This window comes from Nocardia pseudobrasiliensis NBRC 108224, from assembly GCF_001613105.1.
Lineage (GTDB): Bacteria > Actinomycetota > Actinomycetes > Mycobacteriales > Mycobacteriaceae > Nocardia > Nocardia pseudobrasiliensis.
The window spans coordinates 19,115-35,675 of the sequence record NZ_BDBS01000047.1 but is presented as its reverse complement, the minus strand read 5'-3'; the positions used below and the strand labels follow the sequence as shown (position 1 = coordinate 35,675).

Below are 16,561 nucleotides of genomic sequence, written 5' to 3'. Positions count from 1 at the left end.
CGACCGCGCCGTCACATCCCGGCCGCCGCGCCGGTCATGGAGGTGACGGCGCGACCATCCCGGTCGCATCGCGGACGCAGGAGAACTGTCATGCGGATGAACACGGCCCGCCGGATCGGCTACTGGACCACCACCCTGATACTCGGTTTCGTCTGGATATCCGGCGGCGTCGCCGACCTCATCCACCGCGGCGGCACCGAGGACGGCATGGTCGCCCTCGGCTACCCCACCTATGTGATGACCATCCTCGGCGTGTGGAAGATCCTGGGCGCTCTGACCATCCTGGCCCCGAAATTCCCCCTGGTGAAGGAATGGGCCTATGCCGGAACGTTTTTCGAGCTGACCGGCGCCTTCGCCTCCCACCTCGCCTCGAATTCGACGGTGAACCACCTGCTCTACACCGGCGCCTTCACCCTCTGCGCGGTGGTCTCCTGGGCCCTGCGCCCGGCCGACCGTATGCTCGACATTCCGGGCCTGCGCCGCCTGCGCCCCCGCGAGGAGCGCCCCGTCGTCCGGACATCGGCGCCCGCGGCCGCCTGAGGTTCACTGCCCGAACAGGGCCGCCAGTGCGGGCGGCAGAACGAAACACGCGAGCGTTCCGACCAGTGACACGCCGAGGCCGGTTCCGATCTGACGCGCCCGCCCTCTCATCGCGCACAGTACCGGCACGGCGATCAGTTCGACCGCGTACACCACGCCGAGGACGACGATCAGATACGAGACGATCAGCACGGGGAACACATTGACGCACATGGCGATCGACGCGGTGCGAAACGACGTCGGGCCGAACCAGGGTCCGCGCGGCGGGGCGGAGGTGTGCACGGGCTCCGGGGTCACGACGCGATCCTATTCGGTCGCCACGTAGACCAGCGCGACCACGACCGAGGCGGCCAGCCACAGCGCGGCCGTGACGATCGCCGCCGTGGCCAGTCCGCGCGTCCTCGGGCTCGCGCGCCAGCGCAGCGCCGCGGCGCCGACGATTCCCACGGCCGTGGCGAGGAGAATGCCGCCCAGGACGGCCCCGTCGGGATCGGCGTGGATCACGGCCTTGGCGATTCCGAAAACCAGGGTCTGCAGGGCGAACCAGCCCGCGACGCCCCAGGTGGCTGTCGCCCAGTGGTATTCGCGGTCGGGCGAGGATCGAAACGACATTCAGATCGTCCCCTGCTGTTTCGGTACCGGCACCCGAGGAGGATCGGTCACGGGTCCGAATGTGGTCGATGGCTTGGGATTCCCGGGCACATCGTACTGGTTGTTCCATTCGTGGAACGGACGGAAAGCCGTGGGGCCCAGCCCGATGTCGTGATGGAAGGGCAGATTCATGGCCGGGCCGAGTGAACTTCCCGATTTCGCCGGGTCGACATAGGAGAATCGAGTTCGGCCGTCGGGGCCGTCCTGATACACCTCCATCGACGGGTAGTCGGTGCGGGTTCCGTTGACCGTGACCCCGTTCGGGCCCGGTGAGATGACCAGATCGCCGTTGACCGATACGTGATGCCCGTCGGAGAACGGGGGTTTCGTCGCGATGCCCGGGGCCAGCGGGTTGGTGGCCTCGTACTGGATGCGCACCGATCCATCGGGGTTCTGCCACACCCGTCCGTCGGGCGCGCCGACCGTGACATGTCCGGGCGAACCGTCGTCGTTCTCGCGGACCGACGGATTCTGCCGCATGACCACGATGCCGTTCTCGTAGTCGATATAAGTGGTGACCTTCGAATGTTCGGGATCGAAATTCGGATCGGCGGTGCGATTGTTACCCAGATCGCGCGCGCCCGGGCGCATCGGGAAATCGGGATCGGACACATCGCGCTGTTCGATGTACTGCGACATCCGCACCACGCCCTGTCCGGGGACCGGATTGATGCGCACGACCCGGATTTCGGGGTGGACGCCCTGAAATTCCGGGGTGTAACTCTTCGGATTCAGCGCCTCCGCGGTCGACCAGTCGGAGGGGCTGGTCGGCGGGCGTCCGAATATTTGCTGGAACGCGGCGGCCGAGACGGTCATGCGATCCGCGCTCACCCGCGGGTCCTGGCCCTGGAACTGGAACAGTGACCTCATCGCGGCGGCGAGCGCGGTTTGCGATGCGAGTCGATCGAGTTCGTCGTTCGCGGCGTTGATCTTCCCGCTCCAGGTGACATCGTCCTCACCGAGCGTCTTGGCCAGCCCGGCCAGTCTGGCGAGTTGAATCGCGCCCTCGGCGTTCTCGTCCTGGACCCCGTGCACGATCCAGGCGTCGTCCACGCTGAGCGGCGCGATCTCGTAGGTCTTCAGGATGGTCTTGATCTCACCGATTACGAAACCCATCGCGTTGTCGGCCCCCGCGCAGGCCTCGGCGAGGTGGTCGTAGGCGGTGGCGATCGCCCCGAGTTGGGTCTGTTCCCGGTCGGCGCGGTCCTCGGCCGCCTGGCGGGCCTGGCCCGACCAGATCAGGTCGTCGTGGACGATGGTGTGCACGCCCCTGGCGATGGCGACGATCGTATCCGCGTGATGCGTCGCGGCCGCGGCGACGGACGCCAATCCGCTGGTGTCCCAACGGCATACCTGATTGCGGGTCGGAATGCCCATGGTGGGAGCTACTTCCCGGGGTTGATGTCGCCGAGTGCGGCCAGGCGATCGGCCGCGTCCCGGTCGGTGTCGTGAAATGTGTCGGCCGATACGGTGAACAGGCCCGACATCGCTTGCAGGCGTTGGGATATCACATTGCGGACCTGTGCGCTGAGGGGGCCGGTGCGATACAGCGCGGTGGCGATCGCCGATTCGGGCATCTTGTCGGCGGCGCCCTCGGCCCCCAGCAGCGGCTCCCGGCTGAGCTGATCGTTCAACAACTCGATATTCCCGGCCGCGGCATGCAGACTGCCGGGATCCACCGCAAAGGACATGGCCCCCCACTCCGAACGCATCAGCCAGATCGTTTGCCCGCCATGCTAAACGAGTGCGCACCGGCACGCCCGTCGAATGCCGTGAGCGGTTCGGATCGAGACGCCCGGTGCAGCAAATCGACGAACTCCGGGGCCGGTGGCACGAGCGCGTCGTCGATTCGATGCACCGCGACGGCCGGGGTCCAGGAGTTCATGACCACGGCTCCGGACAGCGACGGTATGTCGGCCAGGGTGATCGGCTCGACGCGCTGGGTGATGCCGAGCCGGGTCAGTTGCCGCTCGAGGATGCCTGATGTTGTGCCGGTGAGGATTTCGGCCTCGGGCCACACCACCGCGTCGCCGTCCCAGAATGCGAGGTTCCAGATCGTGCCCTCGCTGATGCGTCCGCGGCGGTCGATGAACGCGACGTCGTCGAAGCCCGCGGCGACGGCCTGGCGCAGGGTGTAGGTCTTGGCGATCTCGCCGACGTGTTTGACCGTGGGGAGGAAGCGCTCGTGTTCGATCGTGGTGAGGGCCAGTGGACCGGACGGGCCCGACGACGGGGCGCTGGTGCGAATCAGCATCCGCGGATCTCCCTCGGCGGCGCTGAATTCGCCCGAGGTGGAGTGCACGAATGCGGCCAGGGAGATATCGGGCGGTCCGGCCTGGACCGCCGTGTGCAGATACGAACGCATCCGCTCCTCGGGTATCGCCCGGCCGAACAGCTTCTCCGACGCCGTGGTCAGTCGCCGCAGATGCAGATCCAATCCCCGCACCCGGTGATCACGGACCTGCATGGCGGTGAAATGCGCGTAACCCGCGAACGCGAGCGGCGCCAGCTCCTCGGCGGTTACCGCCGAACCATCCTGTTGGACAACGAAATCGGCCATACCGGTACGGTAGAACGTGACATGGATGTGAGATTCAAGCGTCGGTGAGGTGAATCACGTCGTGATGGGTATCGGGGAGCTCGCGCGTTCCACCGGGGTCAGCCCGCGTCTGCTGCGCTATTACGAGGAGCAGCGTCTACTCGCACCGATTCGCACCGGCGGCGGCCATCGCCGCTACGCCGACGATGCCCCGCGGCTCGTGGAACAGATCCGAGACCTGTTGGCCGCGGGCCTGTCCACCTCGGTCATCCACGAGATCCTGCCCTGCGTCGAGGGACCGGGGCCGGGGCTGGAACACTGCGCGACTCCCATTCTCCGCGAACGGTTGCGCGATATGGACGACAAGATCAGCGCGCTGCTGCAGGCCAGGTCGGCGCTCGTCGGCCTGATCGCCGCATCCGATCGCTGACGCGGGCAGGTGACCGGGGCGGGCTCGTCGTCGAAGCGGTCGATCAGGACTTCAACGAGGTCGACATGGCGACGAGGTAGTCGACCACGTGATCGACCAGCATGCCGGTCAAAATCGGCTGGGTTTTCAGATGATCGCCGAACATGACCGGCGCGCCCCGCTCGCACCAGTCCGCGGCCAGGGTGGCATCGACGTGTTCGGGCACGACGTCGTCATTGCGGCCGAAATGCACCATGACGGGGGCATTCGAGGTGCGGCGGCCGCCGGTGATCATCTGTGTGAAACCCACCGTAGGAAGGGGCTAGGGCAGTTTCGGCCCTAGCTTCCGGACCAAGATGTGTGCTGACCACACCGAAAGGCACCGCTGCGCGTGTGCTCGAGCCGGTGCCGAAAACATACCGAAGATGCACTGCGAGAAGAATATTCGCCGAATCCATCCCCGCCCCGCGCACGTCGGATGCACAATCGGCTGCGAACGAATGCGCGGGCAGCTGTCTGGCGGACGAGGATTGACATGGCGGTGTTACTGGACACCGATACGCTCGATCCCGGTGATCGGGCGGATGCGGTGGTCGCGGCGGTGGAACAGGCGTCAGCACCGGCCTATGTGACACACAAACCTTGCCTCGGCGGAATCCACGCCCGCCTCGACGGCTGGCAGTTCGGACGGCTCGGCCTGGTCCGGGCGAGAATCTCCGATCTGCAGTTGGTCCGGACACCGAGGCTGGTCCGGGTCTCACCGAGCCCGCTGCTCGCCGTCGAGGTCCAGCAGTACACCTGTTCTCGATTGATGCAGGACGGCACGGAGCATGAACTCGTGCCGGGTGATCTGTTCTTCATGGATTTCGACCTTCCCTACGAGCTCGACTGGCAGGGCGGCGGGGTCACCACCCTGTTCATCGCGGAGGACGCGCTCGGGTTGCCGAGCGAAACGATCCGCGCCGGTCTGGGCGGGCCGCGACGCAGCGCGCTCGGTCCGCTGGTTGCGAATCACATTGTCCGGCTGGGGGATTGCGCCGAGGCATTGCAGGCAGACCCGGCAGCGCCGGAGCTGGGTGATGCGTCTGTGGAGCTGGTGCGGGCGTTGCTGCGATCGGCGGCCGGTGGTAGCGAGGACGGCACGGCCGTTCCCGAGGACATCCTGGTGACCCAGGTTCGAGATTACGTCCTTCGGCACCTGCTGGACGCGGACCTGAATCCGGCCGGTATCGCTCGCGCACACCATATTTCGGTGCGCTACCTGTACAAGGCGTGTGCTCGCGCGGAGTTCAGTCTCGAGCAGTGGATCATCGCCCAGCGCCTCGAACGCGCGCGCGATATCTTGGCTCGGCCCGAATCGCGGTACCGCTCGATCGCGGCCATCGCGCACGGCCACGGCTTCCGTGATGCGACGCATTTCGCCCGGCGTTTCCGGGCCGCCTACGGCATGACACCGAGTCAATGGCGGCAGGCAGCCGGCGAACGACCCGCACCCGGTAGCCTTCCCGCTCCCCACCAGCCTCCGCGGGGCACGCCGCCGATAGCTCGACACCGCGAGCGCCGCCGGGCCGACGTTCCGCGCACGTTCGAGGGTGGGTCGGGACTACCGCCGATATTCGAGCCGAGGCGGCCCACTTCCCACGGTTCGGCCGCGCCGCGTCCGCCGGGGCCTCGTACCCACACATCCGGGTGATGCCGACGCTGCCACCCGGCCACGGGAGGGCGGCGGCGCGGAATAGACGCCGGCGGCAGAGCGCAGGCCCGGAGTGTCGGCGACCGCGAGGGGGCCGGGATCAGTATCGATCCGAAACGCGCCGTACGGGTCGGCAGTTGCCGACACGGGTGGGATTCACGGCTCTCAGCATCTCGGCAGCTACATTCGCCGGATGCCGTCACCGCCCGCGGGGATTCGTCGCGTTGCGCTGCGGTCGGTGATGCTCGCCCTGCTGTTGGTCGTGCTGTCGGGTGTTGCGGTGCTGTGGTCCTGGACAGCCGCGGCGGAGGGATTGTCGCGGGAGATGAGCTATTCCGGGGGTTCGGATCGGTGGCCGGTCGTGGCGATCGCCGTGCTGGTGATGGCAGTAGTCGCCGGTCTGGTTCTGCTGTATCGGTGGGTCGAGCGTCGCGTACTCGGTGGAGGCGCCGACGCAGCTGACGTCCACGAACTGTGTGGCCCCGACCAGCTGCGCCACCATGGCCGGGTAGCTGTCGCTCGCGCGCAGACAGCTCAGGGGCGATTCGCATGAAATCTCTACGAATGGAGGCCAACGCGCCCACCGGACAAGATCGAACTGCCTGCACTCAGGAATTCAATGTATTCGGGCGCGGAGGGCTTCTTTCAGGGTCTTGCCTTCGGGCCCGGTTGATCTTGCGGTTCCCGGCGCGAGACAACCAGTGGCATTTCTGATCTCCCGGGCAACTCCATCAGCGTGGAACCCCGTGGTGATGACCAACTGCCGCAATCTGTATCCGCGCGGTTGGTGAACGAGCGCTGCCGGGCGCGCCGAATCGGCTTGGTTTCCGTGGGGATTCGTGCCGAATTCGTGAGGAACACTTTTATCACGCCCGAGATCCGAGTCGTTCCAGCGCTTCGGCGAGGCTGCCGGGTAAATTCCAACCACTATCGGGCAGGACCGGTTCAGTTCCGCGACGTTTCAGGGCCCGACCACGGTGGATTCTTTCAGAAAGGCGCCATCATGTTTATCCAACATACTGCCCGTTACTGTGCGGTCACCGCGGCGGCGATGGCAGCGCTCGCGTTGTCCAGCGGCGTTCTCCCCGCTTACAATTCTGCGGCCATCGCGTCGGCGCAGGTGCTCCACGACTCGCCTGTCGCGCCAGTGCAAACCAAGGTCTGCATCTGCACCGAGATGCGGGCGCTGTGGGGCGAGCACCTGGACGGGACCCGGGCGTCCTTCCTCGCGTTCGCCAACGACACCCTCGCTGTGCCGCCCACTACCGAGCGAGTGCTGCGCAACGGGGTCGACATCGCTGGCGCGTTCGCACCGTACTACGGCCCGGAGGTCGCCACGCGGCTCACAGTTCTGCTGACTCAGCACAACTTCGGGTCTACTCCGTTCCTTGTCGCCACCAGGAGCGGCGACAAACCGGCAGCCGACAAAGCACTCGCCGACTGGTACGTCAACGCTCGAGAAATCGCCGATTTGTTGGCTTCGATCAACCCGAACTGGTCGCAGCAGGAGTTGCGTGAGGCGATGGTCATGCACATCGACCTGACGGCCGCTTTCGGAGTCGATGTCCTCCGCGGCGACTACGGCGACGCGGACGCCACGTTCGACGAGGACAAGGCACATATGTTGCATGTCGCCGACATCCTCAGCCAGGGCATCATCACCCAGTTTCCGGACAAGTTCTGAACTCCCGGACCGGCTTACCGCCATGCCGGGCCCACGGCAGTAGCCGCTGTTCGTCTTCATCGGCGCCGAGCCCGACCACCTCGACCGCGCCGATGATCCCGAGCGACAGAGAATGTAAGAGTTTCCGCCGATGTGTTCTTGGAGGAGCCCACTCATCACGCCGTTCTTCGCTTTCCAACGGGTCGAACTGCGGTCGCCGAGCAGTTCGCCGACTTCGGTGTGCGGGAGCAGCTGGATGCCGGGTGTCTGTTCGATCCGGGTAATCAGGTAACGCGACATGCTCGAGGTGAGGCCCTCGCTGCGGATCGCCAGCCGTACCGTAGATGCGAAGCGAGACAGGAACAGTGCGGCCTGCCCTGCCGAATTTCCGCCTCCCACAACGAGAGCCGGTTGGTCACGGCACTGTTGGGCTTCCACGAGGGTGGCGGCGTAGTAGATGCTGCTGGTTTCGAATTCGTCCAGCCGCGGCACGCCCCCGGCGACTCCGACACTTGCCAGGCAACAAATCGGCCGCGCAAGCCCACTCCGCGCGCCGAGCCCACATCAGACGAATGGGTTCGAATCAGCCAATGATGGCTCTGATCGGGCGGTTCGGATCACGTGAACTGTGGTTTCTTGGACACGCAGAATTATCTGCGAATCGGAATTACCGCCCCAGGCTCCCTACCGGGTTTTTCCGCGGATATGGCGTAGCGCTGATCCCGGCGCTCGGGCTGCCGGAACCCCTTCCCAGCCCCGTCACTGCCCTTCCAGCCTGTCGGCGCTTCCGGCGCGACTTGGCGGCACGGGTCGGTAGTGCCCATGTGCTGCCATTGTGAGCTGTCCGCGCTCTTTTTTGGAGGGGCTCTGACGCCACTTATCGGTGAATGACGTCACTTGGAGCCGACCCGGGGTGGGTTATCCGTGAATCGGCCGCCCCGGGTCGGCAAGCCATGTGAGAGCCACACCAATACCGCCGGATGCGCCTCGTCATCACAGAATTACTCGGCAAGCAAGACAGCCGTCCCGGCTCCCATCGCGATCTGCGCCTCGGCCTCGACCAACTCCGGCACCTCCGTGAAAGCCCACTCTCTCGCCGTAAGTCGCGTTCCGTCGGCCGATGCGAGCCAACGGAACGCACCCTCATGCCGCGGGGCCGAGCGGTCTACGGGTGAGATCGACTGTGTCGCAGAACATCCGATTTTGCGCTGTGCATGGCCCCGAGGTTGCTAGTGGGCTCGTTCGTAGGTGTGGTCGGGTTTGGGGATCTGGTGGTAGTCGCTGACGAGCAGGGTGGGGATCTTGCCGTGGTCGCGTTGGGCGCTGCCGGGGTCGACGGTGCCGCGGACCTCGAGCCAGGTGTCGTCGGCGAGGGGTTCGGTGATGCCGGAGAGGTGGACGTAGATGTATTGGGCGTCGGCGACGCAGCAGGTGATCAGGACGCGGGCCAGCTCGATGGTGGAACCGGCTTGGCGGGGTTGGCCGTCCGCGCCCATGCCGACGAGGAAACCGCTGATGGTCACCTCGCGGCCGTCGAGGGAGTGGGTGGAGTCCAGCAGTGCCCGGTTCACCAGGTCGTAGATGGACAGGGTGGGTGCGGGGTCGTCGGGCAGCGGCGGGAAGGGGCGTTGCGGGTCCGGGTCGTCGGCGGTCGACGCGGCCGGGGCCACCTGCGCGGCAGGCGATGTCGGCAGGGCGGCCGCGCCGAGTGCGGGCGGGGCGACGAGCAGGAGCGCGGCGATCGGGGCCAGCAGTGACCACTGCGCTCGTCCGGTCCCGTGCTCATGTGCGTCTGCGGGATGGCCGCGCCGTATGTCGCGCACGATGGCGATGGCGCCGAGCAGCACGAAGCCCACACCGCTGATGAGCAGGAACGGCAGCATGCCCGGTTTCACGTAGCGCAGATAGTGCCCGTCGAGCGCGGTCCGCAGCACCGCACCGCCGATGAGCACCAGTAGCACATTCTGGGATTCTCGGTTCATCGCGCACCCCCGAGGAAGATGTAGCCGGCGAGGGCGCCGCAGCCGACGGCGACGGCGAAGGTCAACGGCGAGAAGCGGATCGCGAACCGTCGGCCGAAGGTGCCCGCCTGCATGGCGAACAGCTTCACATCGACCGCGGGCCCCACGACCAGAAACACCAACCGAGGCAACAGCGGCAGCGCCGACATGCTCGAGGCGACGAAGGCGTCGGCCTCCGAGCACAGCGCGAGCACGATGGCCAGCAGCGCCATCACCAGCACGGCGAGTGTCATCTGCCCGGCCAGGTGCTGGTACCAGGTCGGCGGAACCAGGACATGCAGGGCCGCCGCGGCGGCCGCGCCGAGCACCAGAAACGCGCTGGCCTGCAATAGATCATGGCGAGCGGCCTCGGTGAACACTTCCCAGCGGGTCCGCCCGGTCGCGCAGTGATCGTGCCCCCCGGGTCGCGGCAGCATCCAGGCCGGTCGGCCCAGCCGTGCCCAGAGCAGGCCCATCACCAGGGCGGTACCGAGCGAACCGGTGAACCGCGCCCAGACCATGCCGGGCTCGCCGGGAAAGGCGACCGCGGTCGCGACCAGCACCACCGGATTGATCGCCGGCGCCGACAACAGAAACGCCAGTGCCACCGAACTCGGCGCACCCTGATCGATCAACCGTCGCGCGACCGGGACCACGCCGCACTCACAGCCCGGCAACGCCATTCCCACCAACCCCGCCACGCCGATGGCCGCGGTCTCGTTGCGCGGCAGCACCCGCCGCAGCAGGGCGGGCGACACGAACGCGGCGATCGCCCCGCTGATCACCACGCCGAGCACCAGAAACGGCACCGCCTGAATGAATACGCCCGCGAAGACCGTCGTCGCGGTCTGAAGCCGCGCCACCCTGCCGACCGCATCCGATAGCACCGATTGCGTGGCTATCCCGGCCGCGAGCAGTATCGCAAGCACATATGTCGAGGACATGCCAGTCCGGAACGTTTGGGGCAGGCGGAGTTCGACCACCGATACATCCTCGCAGGCGAACCACCCTCCCGCCCGTATGCGAGCTGCGACTGACCGTGCGGCCCGGACCCGAACTCGGCGCTGTCGACCGCTGTGGCGGAAGCCGATATCCTTATTGAAAATGTATTTCAATAAGGAGCTGGGTATGGCGATCGATGCCGCACAGTTGGGTGAAGTCCAAGAGACGCTGCTCATTCCGCTCTACGGGCGGGCCACCGAGACCGGCAAGCCGCGTCCGATGCTGCGCGATCCGAAGGCGGTGGAGATGGTGCGGGCCATCGACTACGACTTCGGCAGGTTCGACGGCGGCCGCAGCCTGTTCGGAGTCGTGGTGCGCACCAGCATCATCGACGCCTGGGTGCTGGACTTCCTGGACGCCCATCCCGAAGGCACCGTCGTCGAGATCGGTGCTGGACTGAACACCCGGTTCGAACGGGTCGACAACGGCCGTCTGCACTGGGTCGATCTGGACCTGCCCGATGCCATGGCATTGCGCTCGCAGTTCTTCGTCGAATCCGATCGGCGCCGGATGCTGGCGGCGTCGGTCCTCGACGAGGGTTGGGTAGCTGTCGTGAAAACCTTTCCGGCGCCGTACTTCTTCATCTCCGAGGGCGTGCTCGTCTACCTCGAGGAGGCCGATGTCCGTCGCGCGGTGACGCTCATCGCCGAGAACTTCCCCGGCGCCGACATCGTCACCGATACCACGGGGCGCTGGATGATCGACCATCAGGACCGCCACGATGCCATGAAGCGGGTTTCGGCTCGAATGCGCTGGGCCTGTGACGATCCCGCGGAGCTCGAGGGCTGGGGATTGGGCCTGCGGCTGCTGGAGTCGGGCGATCTGTCCCGGCTCCCGGATCGCCTGCGTGATCGCGTGCCGCTGGCTCGCCGGGCTGGGCTGCGTGCCGCGAGCCTGATACTCCGCGAGCGATTCGGGCGCTACAAGCTCAATCACTACCGCGCCTGATCCTCGCCGCCGGGAGCCGCCCTCTCGTTATCCGTGCACGTCGTCCCGAAGGCGTTCGGCGGGTGCGTTGTCCGTGTCGCCGGTCGGATCGGCGGCGCGGACTCCGGCGGCGAGTTGGTATGCGTCGTCGACCCGGGTGACCTGGACTTGCTGGAGTCCCGCGGTCTCGAGCAGTGCGCGCAGCTCGTCGTCGGCGTGGCCGCAGCTTTCGCCGTGAGTGTGCTCGTGGCCGGCGTGCTCGGTGTGTGTTCCTGCGCTCGCGATTTTTCCTTCCGCCGTATTTCTCTCCCTACTTGCAATTGCGTTTTCACATATTAATGTGCGCATTTATCGGATTGATTGCGATGTGAAATTTCGTTTGGAGGGCGTGCGAACGCCCTGTTACATTTATGACAACGGTTTTCAGTTTCAAGATCTGATGAGGGTTGCGGGATGTCTGGTCTGGTTTTCGGCACACGGATGATGGTGGCGGCGGTGTGCGCGTCGGCGCTGTTCGGAGCCGCGACAGCGTGTAGTACGTCGTCGAACTCGTCGGATTCGTCGAGCGGCAAGCTCGAGGTGGTGGCGACGATCAATGCCTGGGGCAGCATCGCCGCGCAGCTCGGCGGTGACAAGGTGCACGAGACCAGCATCATCGCCAACCCGGACACCGACCCGCACGACTACGAGCCGACACCCGCAGACGCGCGCACGGTGGCGGGCGCGAAGGTGTTCATCGCCAATGGAATCGGCTACGACGCGTGGGCGGACAAGCTGCTGTCGGCCGACCCGGGCAAGGACCGCGTCGAGCTGAGCGTCGGCAAGCAGCTCGGGGTGCCCGAGGACGGGAATCCGCACCAGTGGTACTCGCCCGACTCGGTCGCCAAGATCGTGGACGCGATCACCGCCGACTACAAGAAGGCCGATCCGGCCGACTCGGCGTATTTCGACGACCAGCGCATCAAATTCGTCAATACCGCACTGGCCAAGTACAACGGCCTGATCGCCGATATCAAGGCGAAGTACGCGGGGACTCCGGTCGGGGCCAGTGAGTCGATCTTCTCGCCGCTGTCGGAGGCGTTGGGGCTCAACCTGATCACGCCGCCGGCATTTCTGAAGGCGATCAGCGAGGGCACCGACCCCGCACCCGCGGACAAGGCCACCATCGACCAGCAGATCGCCACGAAGGCGATCAAGGTCTACGTCTACAACAGCCAGAACAGCACCCCTGACGTACAGGCCCAGGTCGACGCGGCCAAGAAGCAGGGCATCGAGGTCAGCACCGTCACCGAGACCCTCGCCCCGGCCGACGCGGCATTCCAGGACTGGCAGTCGGCCCAGTTGCAGGCGTTGGAAGACACGCTGCACAAGGCGACCGGCAAGTAGATGACCGGCACGCAGGCGAGGGTCGCGACGGATTCCGTCGCGGTCTCGCCGCAGTCTTCGACACCGTCGACCGAACCGCCCGTGGTCCACATGAGGGGGATCGCGGCGACGGTCGGCGGTCGGCAGATCTGGTCCGACGTCTCGATCGACGTGGAACCGGGGCAGTTCGTGGCGGTGCTCGGTCCCAACGGGGCCGGGAAATCCACACTGTTGAAAGCGATTCTGGGCCTGACGCCGACGACCGCGGGCACGCTCGAGGTTCTCGGCGGCCGGGCGGGGCGACACAATGCCGGTATCGGCTATCTGCCCCAGCGGCGGGCGTTCGACACCGGTGTGCGCATCCGGGGCGTGGACATCGTCCGGCTCGGGCTCGACGGCGCCCGCTGGGGGACGCCGATTCCGTGGCTGTCGAAACTTCTTGCGCCCCAGCGGTACCGGGCGGCACAGTGGCGGCTGCGCGAGGTGATCGAACTGGTCGGCGCGAGCGCCTACGCGCACCGGCCGATCGGGCAATGCTCCGGCGGGGAGCAGCAGCGGCTGCTGATCGCGCAGGCGCTGATCCGCAAACCGCGGCTGCTGCTGCTCGACGAACCCCTCGACAGCCTCGATGTGCCCAGTCAGGCCGGGATCAGCGGGCTCCTGCGCGATATCTGCCGAACCGAGGGGGTCGCTGTCGTGATGGTCGCCCACGATGTGAATCCGATTCTGCCGTACCTGGATCGGCTGGTGTACGTCGCGCGCGGCGCGGCACTGACCGGGGCGCCCGAGGAGGTCATCACCGGTGAGCAGCTCTCGGCGCTCTACGGGATCCGGATCGAGGTGCTGCGCGACAGCACCGGGCGATTGGTGGTTGTGGGGCAACCCGACGTCGCGGTTGGGCACACGATCGCGAATCCCGAAGCGGGGCAGGCGCGATGAACCCGGCAGCGAGCTGGAATCTGGTGCAGGACCTGCGACTGATGCTGTCCTACCCGTTCATGGTCAACGCCGTGCGCGCGGGCACCATCGTCGCGGTGGTGGCGGGGGCGGTCGGCTGGGTGATGGTGTTGCGGCGCGAGAGTTTCGCCGGGCACACTCTGGCGGTGGTCGGGTTCCCCGGTGCGGCGGCCGCCACCTGGCTCGGAATAGCGGTCGGCTACGGATATTTCGGGATCTGCATCACCGCGGCGCTGGTCATCGCGGCCTTGCCGCGGTCGGTCCGGTCGCGGAGCGGCGGAGAGCAGTCGGCGGTGATCGGGACCGTGCAGGCGTTCGCGCTGGCGGCAGGGATGCTGTTCGTGAGCCTGTACAAGGGGTTCCTGTCCGGGCTGACCAACTTGCTGTTCGGCACCATCGCGGGCGTGACCGACGAGCAAGTCACGCTGCTGCTCGTCGCCGCGGTACCGTGCCTGACACTGCTCGCGATGCTGGGACGGCCACTGCTGTGGGCCTCGATCGACTCGGAAACAGCCGCCGCGCAGGGGATTCCGGTGCGCATCGTGGGTGCGTGCTTCCTGGTGCTGCTGGGTGTCGCCGCGGCGGGTACCAGCCAGGTCACCGGCAGCCTGCTGGTCTTCACGCTGCTCGTCGCCCCGGCCGCCGCGGCTCACCAGCTGGCCACGCGTCCCGGGCGCGGGATCGTCGTGTCGATCGCGATCGCGCTCGCCGTCACCTGGGCGGGGATGGGATGCGCGTTCTTCTCCTCCTATCCGATCGGATTCTGGGTCAGCACCTTCGCCTTCAGTTGCTATCTGCTCAGCCTCGGCTGGCGTCGCTGGCGCGATCGAGGGCGAGCCCGGGCGTCGTTCCGGCGAGCCGATCGATCACCGGTGGAGGTGACGGCATGAGTTCTCTGCCCGGCATGTTCTCCCATCCCTTCATCGCCCACGCCTTCCTGGCGGGCACCGCGGTGGCCGTGTTGTGCGGCCTGGCAGGGTATTTCCTGGTGCAACGCGGCGAGGTCTTCGCCGGTGACGCGCTCGGTCACGTCGCCTACACCGGGGCCATGGCCGCACTGGCGGCCGGGATGAATTTACGACTCGGGCTCTTCGTGGCGGCGATCGTGGCCGGAGCCGCGCTGGGTCTGGGCGGAATCCGCGGCGGCACGGACGATGTCGCGATCGGATCGTTCTTTTCCTGGACGCTCGGGCTCGGCGTGCTCTTCTTGACCTACTACACCACCCACCGCAGCACCGGAAACGGCGCCGCGAACGCGAATATCCTGTTCGGCAGCATTTTCGGGATCAATGCCGCGGCGGCGAGCATCGCGGCGGTCATCGCGGCGGTGACGATCGGTGTGCTCCTGGTGATCTCGCGGCCGCTGCTGTTCGCCACCATCGACCCCGCCGTGGCCCGCGCGACGGGCGTACCGGCCCGCGTCCTCGGCGCGGTGTTCCTGGCCATCGTCGGCACCACCGTCGCCGAGGCCACCCCGCTCGTCGGGTCCGTCGTGGTGCTCGGATTGCTCGCCGCGCCGGCCGCGGCCGCCGCCCGCCTCACCGATCGACCATGGACCGCGTTCTGGCTCTCCGCCGCACTGTCCACTCTGGCGGTCTGGGCGGGCATCGTGCTCTCCTACGAAATCCCCGCCGCTCCAGCCAGTTTCACCATCATCGCCGTCGCGGCATCGGGCTACCTGGCCGCCTTCCTCTTCGACCGTTTCCGACGCCACCGAGAACATGCCACCACGGCACCCTCGCTCACCTGAGACCGGCGCGGCCACCCGCCGCACCAAGCGCCAGCGCGCCCTGCTCGCACTGCTGGCGCGCGACGACCGCTTCCGCAGTGCCCAACAGCTCCACACCGAACTCCGCGCCGAGTCCGCCCTCAGCATCGGCCTCACCAGCGTGTACCGAATCCTGCACCGCCTCACCGCGGAACAGGTGGTGGAGACTCAACGTGCCGAGGACGGTGAATTCCTCTACCGCCTCCGCCACGACACCCGTCATCACCACAACCTGCTGTGCCGAATCTGCGGCCGCGCCGAACAATTCGCCATCGACGAACTCGAACACCACACCGAACGCATTGCCCACCGCCACCGATACGTAGACCTCGAACACCACATCGACCTCTACGGCACCTGCCCCGACTGCGCCGCGGGGATTGCCCAGCCGCCTGGATAGACCCAGCACAGACCCGGAGCAGCGTGGTGCGCGTCGTTGGCCCAGCTGATCGTCTGGGCGCCTGGTTGCCAACGGCTCTCGACTTCGGCCAGTCGCCGAATAGGCCCGAGCCGAGGTCGCGACCAGGCCAAGATCGTGGCGGGCGGTCGAGTCGTCGTCGGCCATCAGCTTGCGGGTGGTGTTGTCGATCGCGGCGATGTGGTCGGCGGCGCAGGCGTGCCGCATGCCCAGGGTGTGGGCGGTGAGGCCGAGGCCGAACATCTGGGTGCAGCCGCGGGATGACGCGCTCGAGAGAGGATTCGGCGACGAGCCAAACGTCTACACCGTGACCGGCATGACCGAGCGCTCGGAACCACCCGACGAACTCTTGATACCCCTTGGCAATCCGTGCGTCGGCCGAGGCTCAGACGACGGTGAAATTCCCCGTCGTATCGAGGGCCTTCTGCACCTCCTCCGCGCGTATCTCGCGGTCTGCGTCGACGGTCACCGCTGACACGCCCCGCATATCGAGGTCGACGGTGACCGAATGCACGTCCGCCAGCGCGGACAGCGTCTGCTCAACGGTGTGGACGCAACCCTGACAGTGCAGTCCATCTACTGAGAATGTGGCTTTGGACATGGTATTTCCCAAACTGGTGGGACAGAAC

21 protein-coding genes and 2 pseudogenes are annotated in these 16,561 nt (G+C 66.7%); 11 read left to right on the top strand and 12 right to left on the bottom strand.

The window, feature by feature from the left end:
• The first annotated feature begins 90 nt into the window (after window positions 1-90).
• Window positions 91-540 carry a DoxX family protein gene (locus NP4_RS31660; protein ID WP_211335972.1) on the top strand — a complete coding sequence of 150 codons (450 nt, stop codon included), beginning with the start codon at window positions 91-93 and terminating at the stop codon, window positions 538-540.
• Window positions 541-543: 3 nt separating this feature from the next.
• On the opposite strand, the gene NP4_RS31655 is transcribed toward NP4_RS31660, so the two are convergent.
• From NP4_RS31655 to NP4_RS31635, 5 genes are read right to left on the bottom strand one after another with little or no spacing between them, the layout of a single operon-like run.
• Entirely contained in the window at window positions 544-837 is a 294-nt protein-coding gene (locus NP4_RS31655) for a hypothetical protein (protein WP_068005784.1), read from the bottom strand.
• Between the two features lie 9 nt (window positions 838-846).
• Window positions 847-1,152 (bottom strand): hypothetical protein, encoded by a 306-nt coding sequence (locus NP4_RS31650; protein ID WP_068005782.1) that lies wholly within the window; start codon window positions 1,150-1,152, stop codon window positions 847-849.
• Entirely contained in the window at window positions 1,153-2,568 is a 1,416-nt protein-coding gene (locus NP4_RS31645; protein WP_082876390.1) for a hypothetical protein, read from the bottom strand.
• Window positions 2,569-2,576: 8 nt separating this feature from the next.
• The gene (locus NP4_RS31640) at window positions 2,577-2,903 is read right to left on the bottom strand and encodes a hypothetical protein (protein WP_147288090.1); all 327 of its coding nucleotides are present in this window, start codon (window positions 2,901-2,903) and stop codon (window positions 2,577-2,579) included.
• A complete protein-coding gene (locus NP4_RS31635; RefSeq protein WP_068005779.1) occupies window positions 2,903-3,751 on the bottom strand; it encodes an aminotransferase class IV family protein in 849 nt (282 codons plus the stop codon). Before NP4_RS31635 ends, NP4_RS31640 begins: the two co-directional genes overlap by 1 nt.
• A 49-nt stretch (window positions 3,752-3,800) precedes the next feature.
• Between NP4_RS31635 and NP4_RS31630 the strand changes: the two genes are divergently transcribed.
• A complete protein-coding gene (locus NP4_RS31630) occupies window positions 3,801-4,160 on the top strand; it encodes a MerR family transcriptional regulator (protein WP_245998658.1) in 360 nt (119 codons plus the stop codon).
• Between the two features lie 43 nt (window positions 4,161-4,203).
• Here NP4_RS31630 and NP4_RS31625 read toward each other — a convergent pair whose 3' ends face one another.
• The gene (locus NP4_RS31625; protein WP_068005778.1) at window positions 4,204-4,449 is read right to left on the bottom strand and encodes a hypothetical protein; all 246 of its coding nucleotides are present in this window, start codon (window positions 4,447-4,449) and stop codon (window positions 4,204-4,206) included.
• Window positions 4,450-4,674: 225 nt separating this feature from the next.
• Between NP4_RS31625 and NP4_RS31620 the strand changes: the two genes are divergently transcribed.
• The 3 genes from NP4_RS31620 to NP4_RS42890 all read left to right on the top strand — a co-directional run bounded on the left by NP4_RS31620 (window position 4,675) and on the right by NP4_RS42890 (window position 7,516).
• A complete protein-coding gene (locus NP4_RS31620) occupies window positions 4,675-5,832 on the top strand; it encodes a helix-turn-helix domain-containing protein (protein WP_068005777.1) in 1,158 nt (385 codons plus the stop codon).
• A gap of 193 nt (window positions 5,833-6,025) precedes the next feature.
• Entirely contained in the window at window positions 6,026-6,385 is a 360-nt protein-coding gene (locus NP4_RS31615) for a hypothetical protein (protein WP_147288089.1), read from the top strand.
• Window positions 6,386-6,835: 450 nt separating this feature from the next.
• Window positions 6,836-7,516 (top strand): hypothetical protein, encoded by a 681-nt coding sequence (locus NP4_RS42890; RefSeq protein WP_068005773.1) that lies wholly within the window; start codon window positions 6,836-6,838, stop codon window positions 7,514-7,516.
• Window positions 7,517-7,714: 198 nt separating this feature from the next.
• Here the strand turns inward: NP4_RS42890 and NP4_RS43125 are convergent.
• The 3 genes and pseudogenes from NP4_RS43125 to NP4_RS31600 form a co-directional block, all read right to left on the bottom strand.
• Window positions 7,715-7,894: pseudogene (locus NP4_RS43125) on the bottom strand (NAD-binding protein); the annotation flags it as partial.
• 830 nt (window positions 7,895-8,724) lie between these two features.
• Window positions 8,725-9,477 (bottom strand): TIGR03943 family putative permease subunit, encoded by a 753-nt coding sequence (locus NP4_RS31605; RefSeq protein ID WP_068005770.1) that lies wholly within the window; start codon window positions 9,475-9,477, stop codon window positions 8,725-8,727.
• Window positions 9,474-10,439, bottom strand: a complete 966-nt coding sequence (locus NP4_RS31600; protein WP_068005768.1) for a permease — start codon at window positions 10,437-10,439, stop codon at window positions 9,474-9,476. Before NP4_RS31600 ends, NP4_RS31605 begins: the two co-directional genes overlap by 4 nt.
• A 160-nt stretch (window positions 10,440-10,599) precedes the next feature.
• Here NP4_RS31600 and NP4_RS31595 point away from each other — a divergent pair, with 160 nt between their 5' ends.
• Window positions 10,600-11,445 carry a class I SAM-dependent methyltransferase gene (locus NP4_RS31595; protein WP_211335970.1) on the top strand — a complete coding sequence of 282 codons (846 nt, stop codon included), beginning with the start codon at window positions 10,600-10,602 and terminating at the stop codon, window positions 11,443-11,445.
• A gap of 27 nt (window positions 11,446-11,472) precedes the next feature.
• Here NP4_RS31595 and NP4_RS41315 read toward each other — a convergent pair whose 3' ends face one another.
• A complete protein-coding gene (locus NP4_RS41315; protein WP_147288088.1) occupies window positions 11,473-11,772 on the bottom strand; it encodes a hypothetical protein in 300 nt (99 codons plus the stop codon).
• A gap of 105 nt (window positions 11,773-11,877) precedes the next feature.
• Between NP4_RS41315 and NP4_RS31585 the strand changes: the two genes are divergently transcribed.
• From NP4_RS31585 to NP4_RS40350, 5 genes are read left to right on the top strand one after another with little or no spacing between them, the layout of a single operon-like run.
• Entirely contained in the window at window positions 11,878-12,810 is a 933-nt protein-coding gene (locus tag NP4_RS31585; protein ID WP_245998656.1) for a metal ABC transporter solute-binding protein, Zn/Mn family, read from the top strand.
• Window positions 12,811-13,728: a metal ABC transporter ATP-binding protein gene (locus tag NP4_RS31580; RefSeq protein WP_068005761.1), complete on the top strand. Its 918-nt coding sequence runs from the start codon at window positions 12,811-12,813 to the stop codon at window positions 13,726-13,728. It abuts the gene before it with no gap.
• Entirely contained in the window at window positions 13,725-14,636 is a 912-nt protein-coding gene (locus NP4_RS31575) for a metal ABC transporter permease (RefSeq protein ID WP_068005759.1), read from the top strand. The genes NP4_RS31580 and NP4_RS31575 overlap by 4 nt, the downstream gene beginning before the upstream one ends.
• Window positions 14,633-15,496 (top strand): metal ABC transporter permease, encoded by an 864-nt coding sequence (locus NP4_RS31570; protein WP_068005757.1) that lies wholly within the window; start codon window positions 14,633-14,635, stop codon window positions 15,494-15,496. Before NP4_RS31575 ends, NP4_RS31570 begins: the two co-directional genes overlap by 4 nt.
• Entirely contained in the window at window positions 15,468-15,914 is a 447-nt protein-coding gene (locus NP4_RS40350) for a Fur family transcriptional regulator (protein ID WP_082876398.1), read from the top strand. Before NP4_RS31570 ends, NP4_RS40350 begins: the two co-directional genes overlap by 29 nt.
• A gap of 153 nt (window positions 15,915-16,067) precedes the next feature.
• On the opposite strand, the pseudogene NP4_RS42885 reads toward NP4_RS40350, so the two are convergent.
• Both NP4_RS42885 and NP4_RS31560 read right to left on the bottom strand, forming a co-directional pair.
• Window positions 16,068-16,169: pseudogene (locus NP4_RS42885) on the bottom strand (HoxN/HupN/NixA family nickel/cobalt transporter); the annotation flags it as partial.
• Between the two features lie 148 nt (window positions 16,170-16,317).
• The gene (locus NP4_RS31560) at window positions 16,318-16,533 is read right to left on the bottom strand and encodes a heavy-metal-associated domain-containing protein (RefSeq protein ID WP_068005892.1); all 216 of its coding nucleotides are present in this window, start codon (window positions 16,531-16,533) and stop codon (window positions 16,318-16,320) included.
• Window positions 16,534-16,561: the final 28 nt, after the last annotated feature.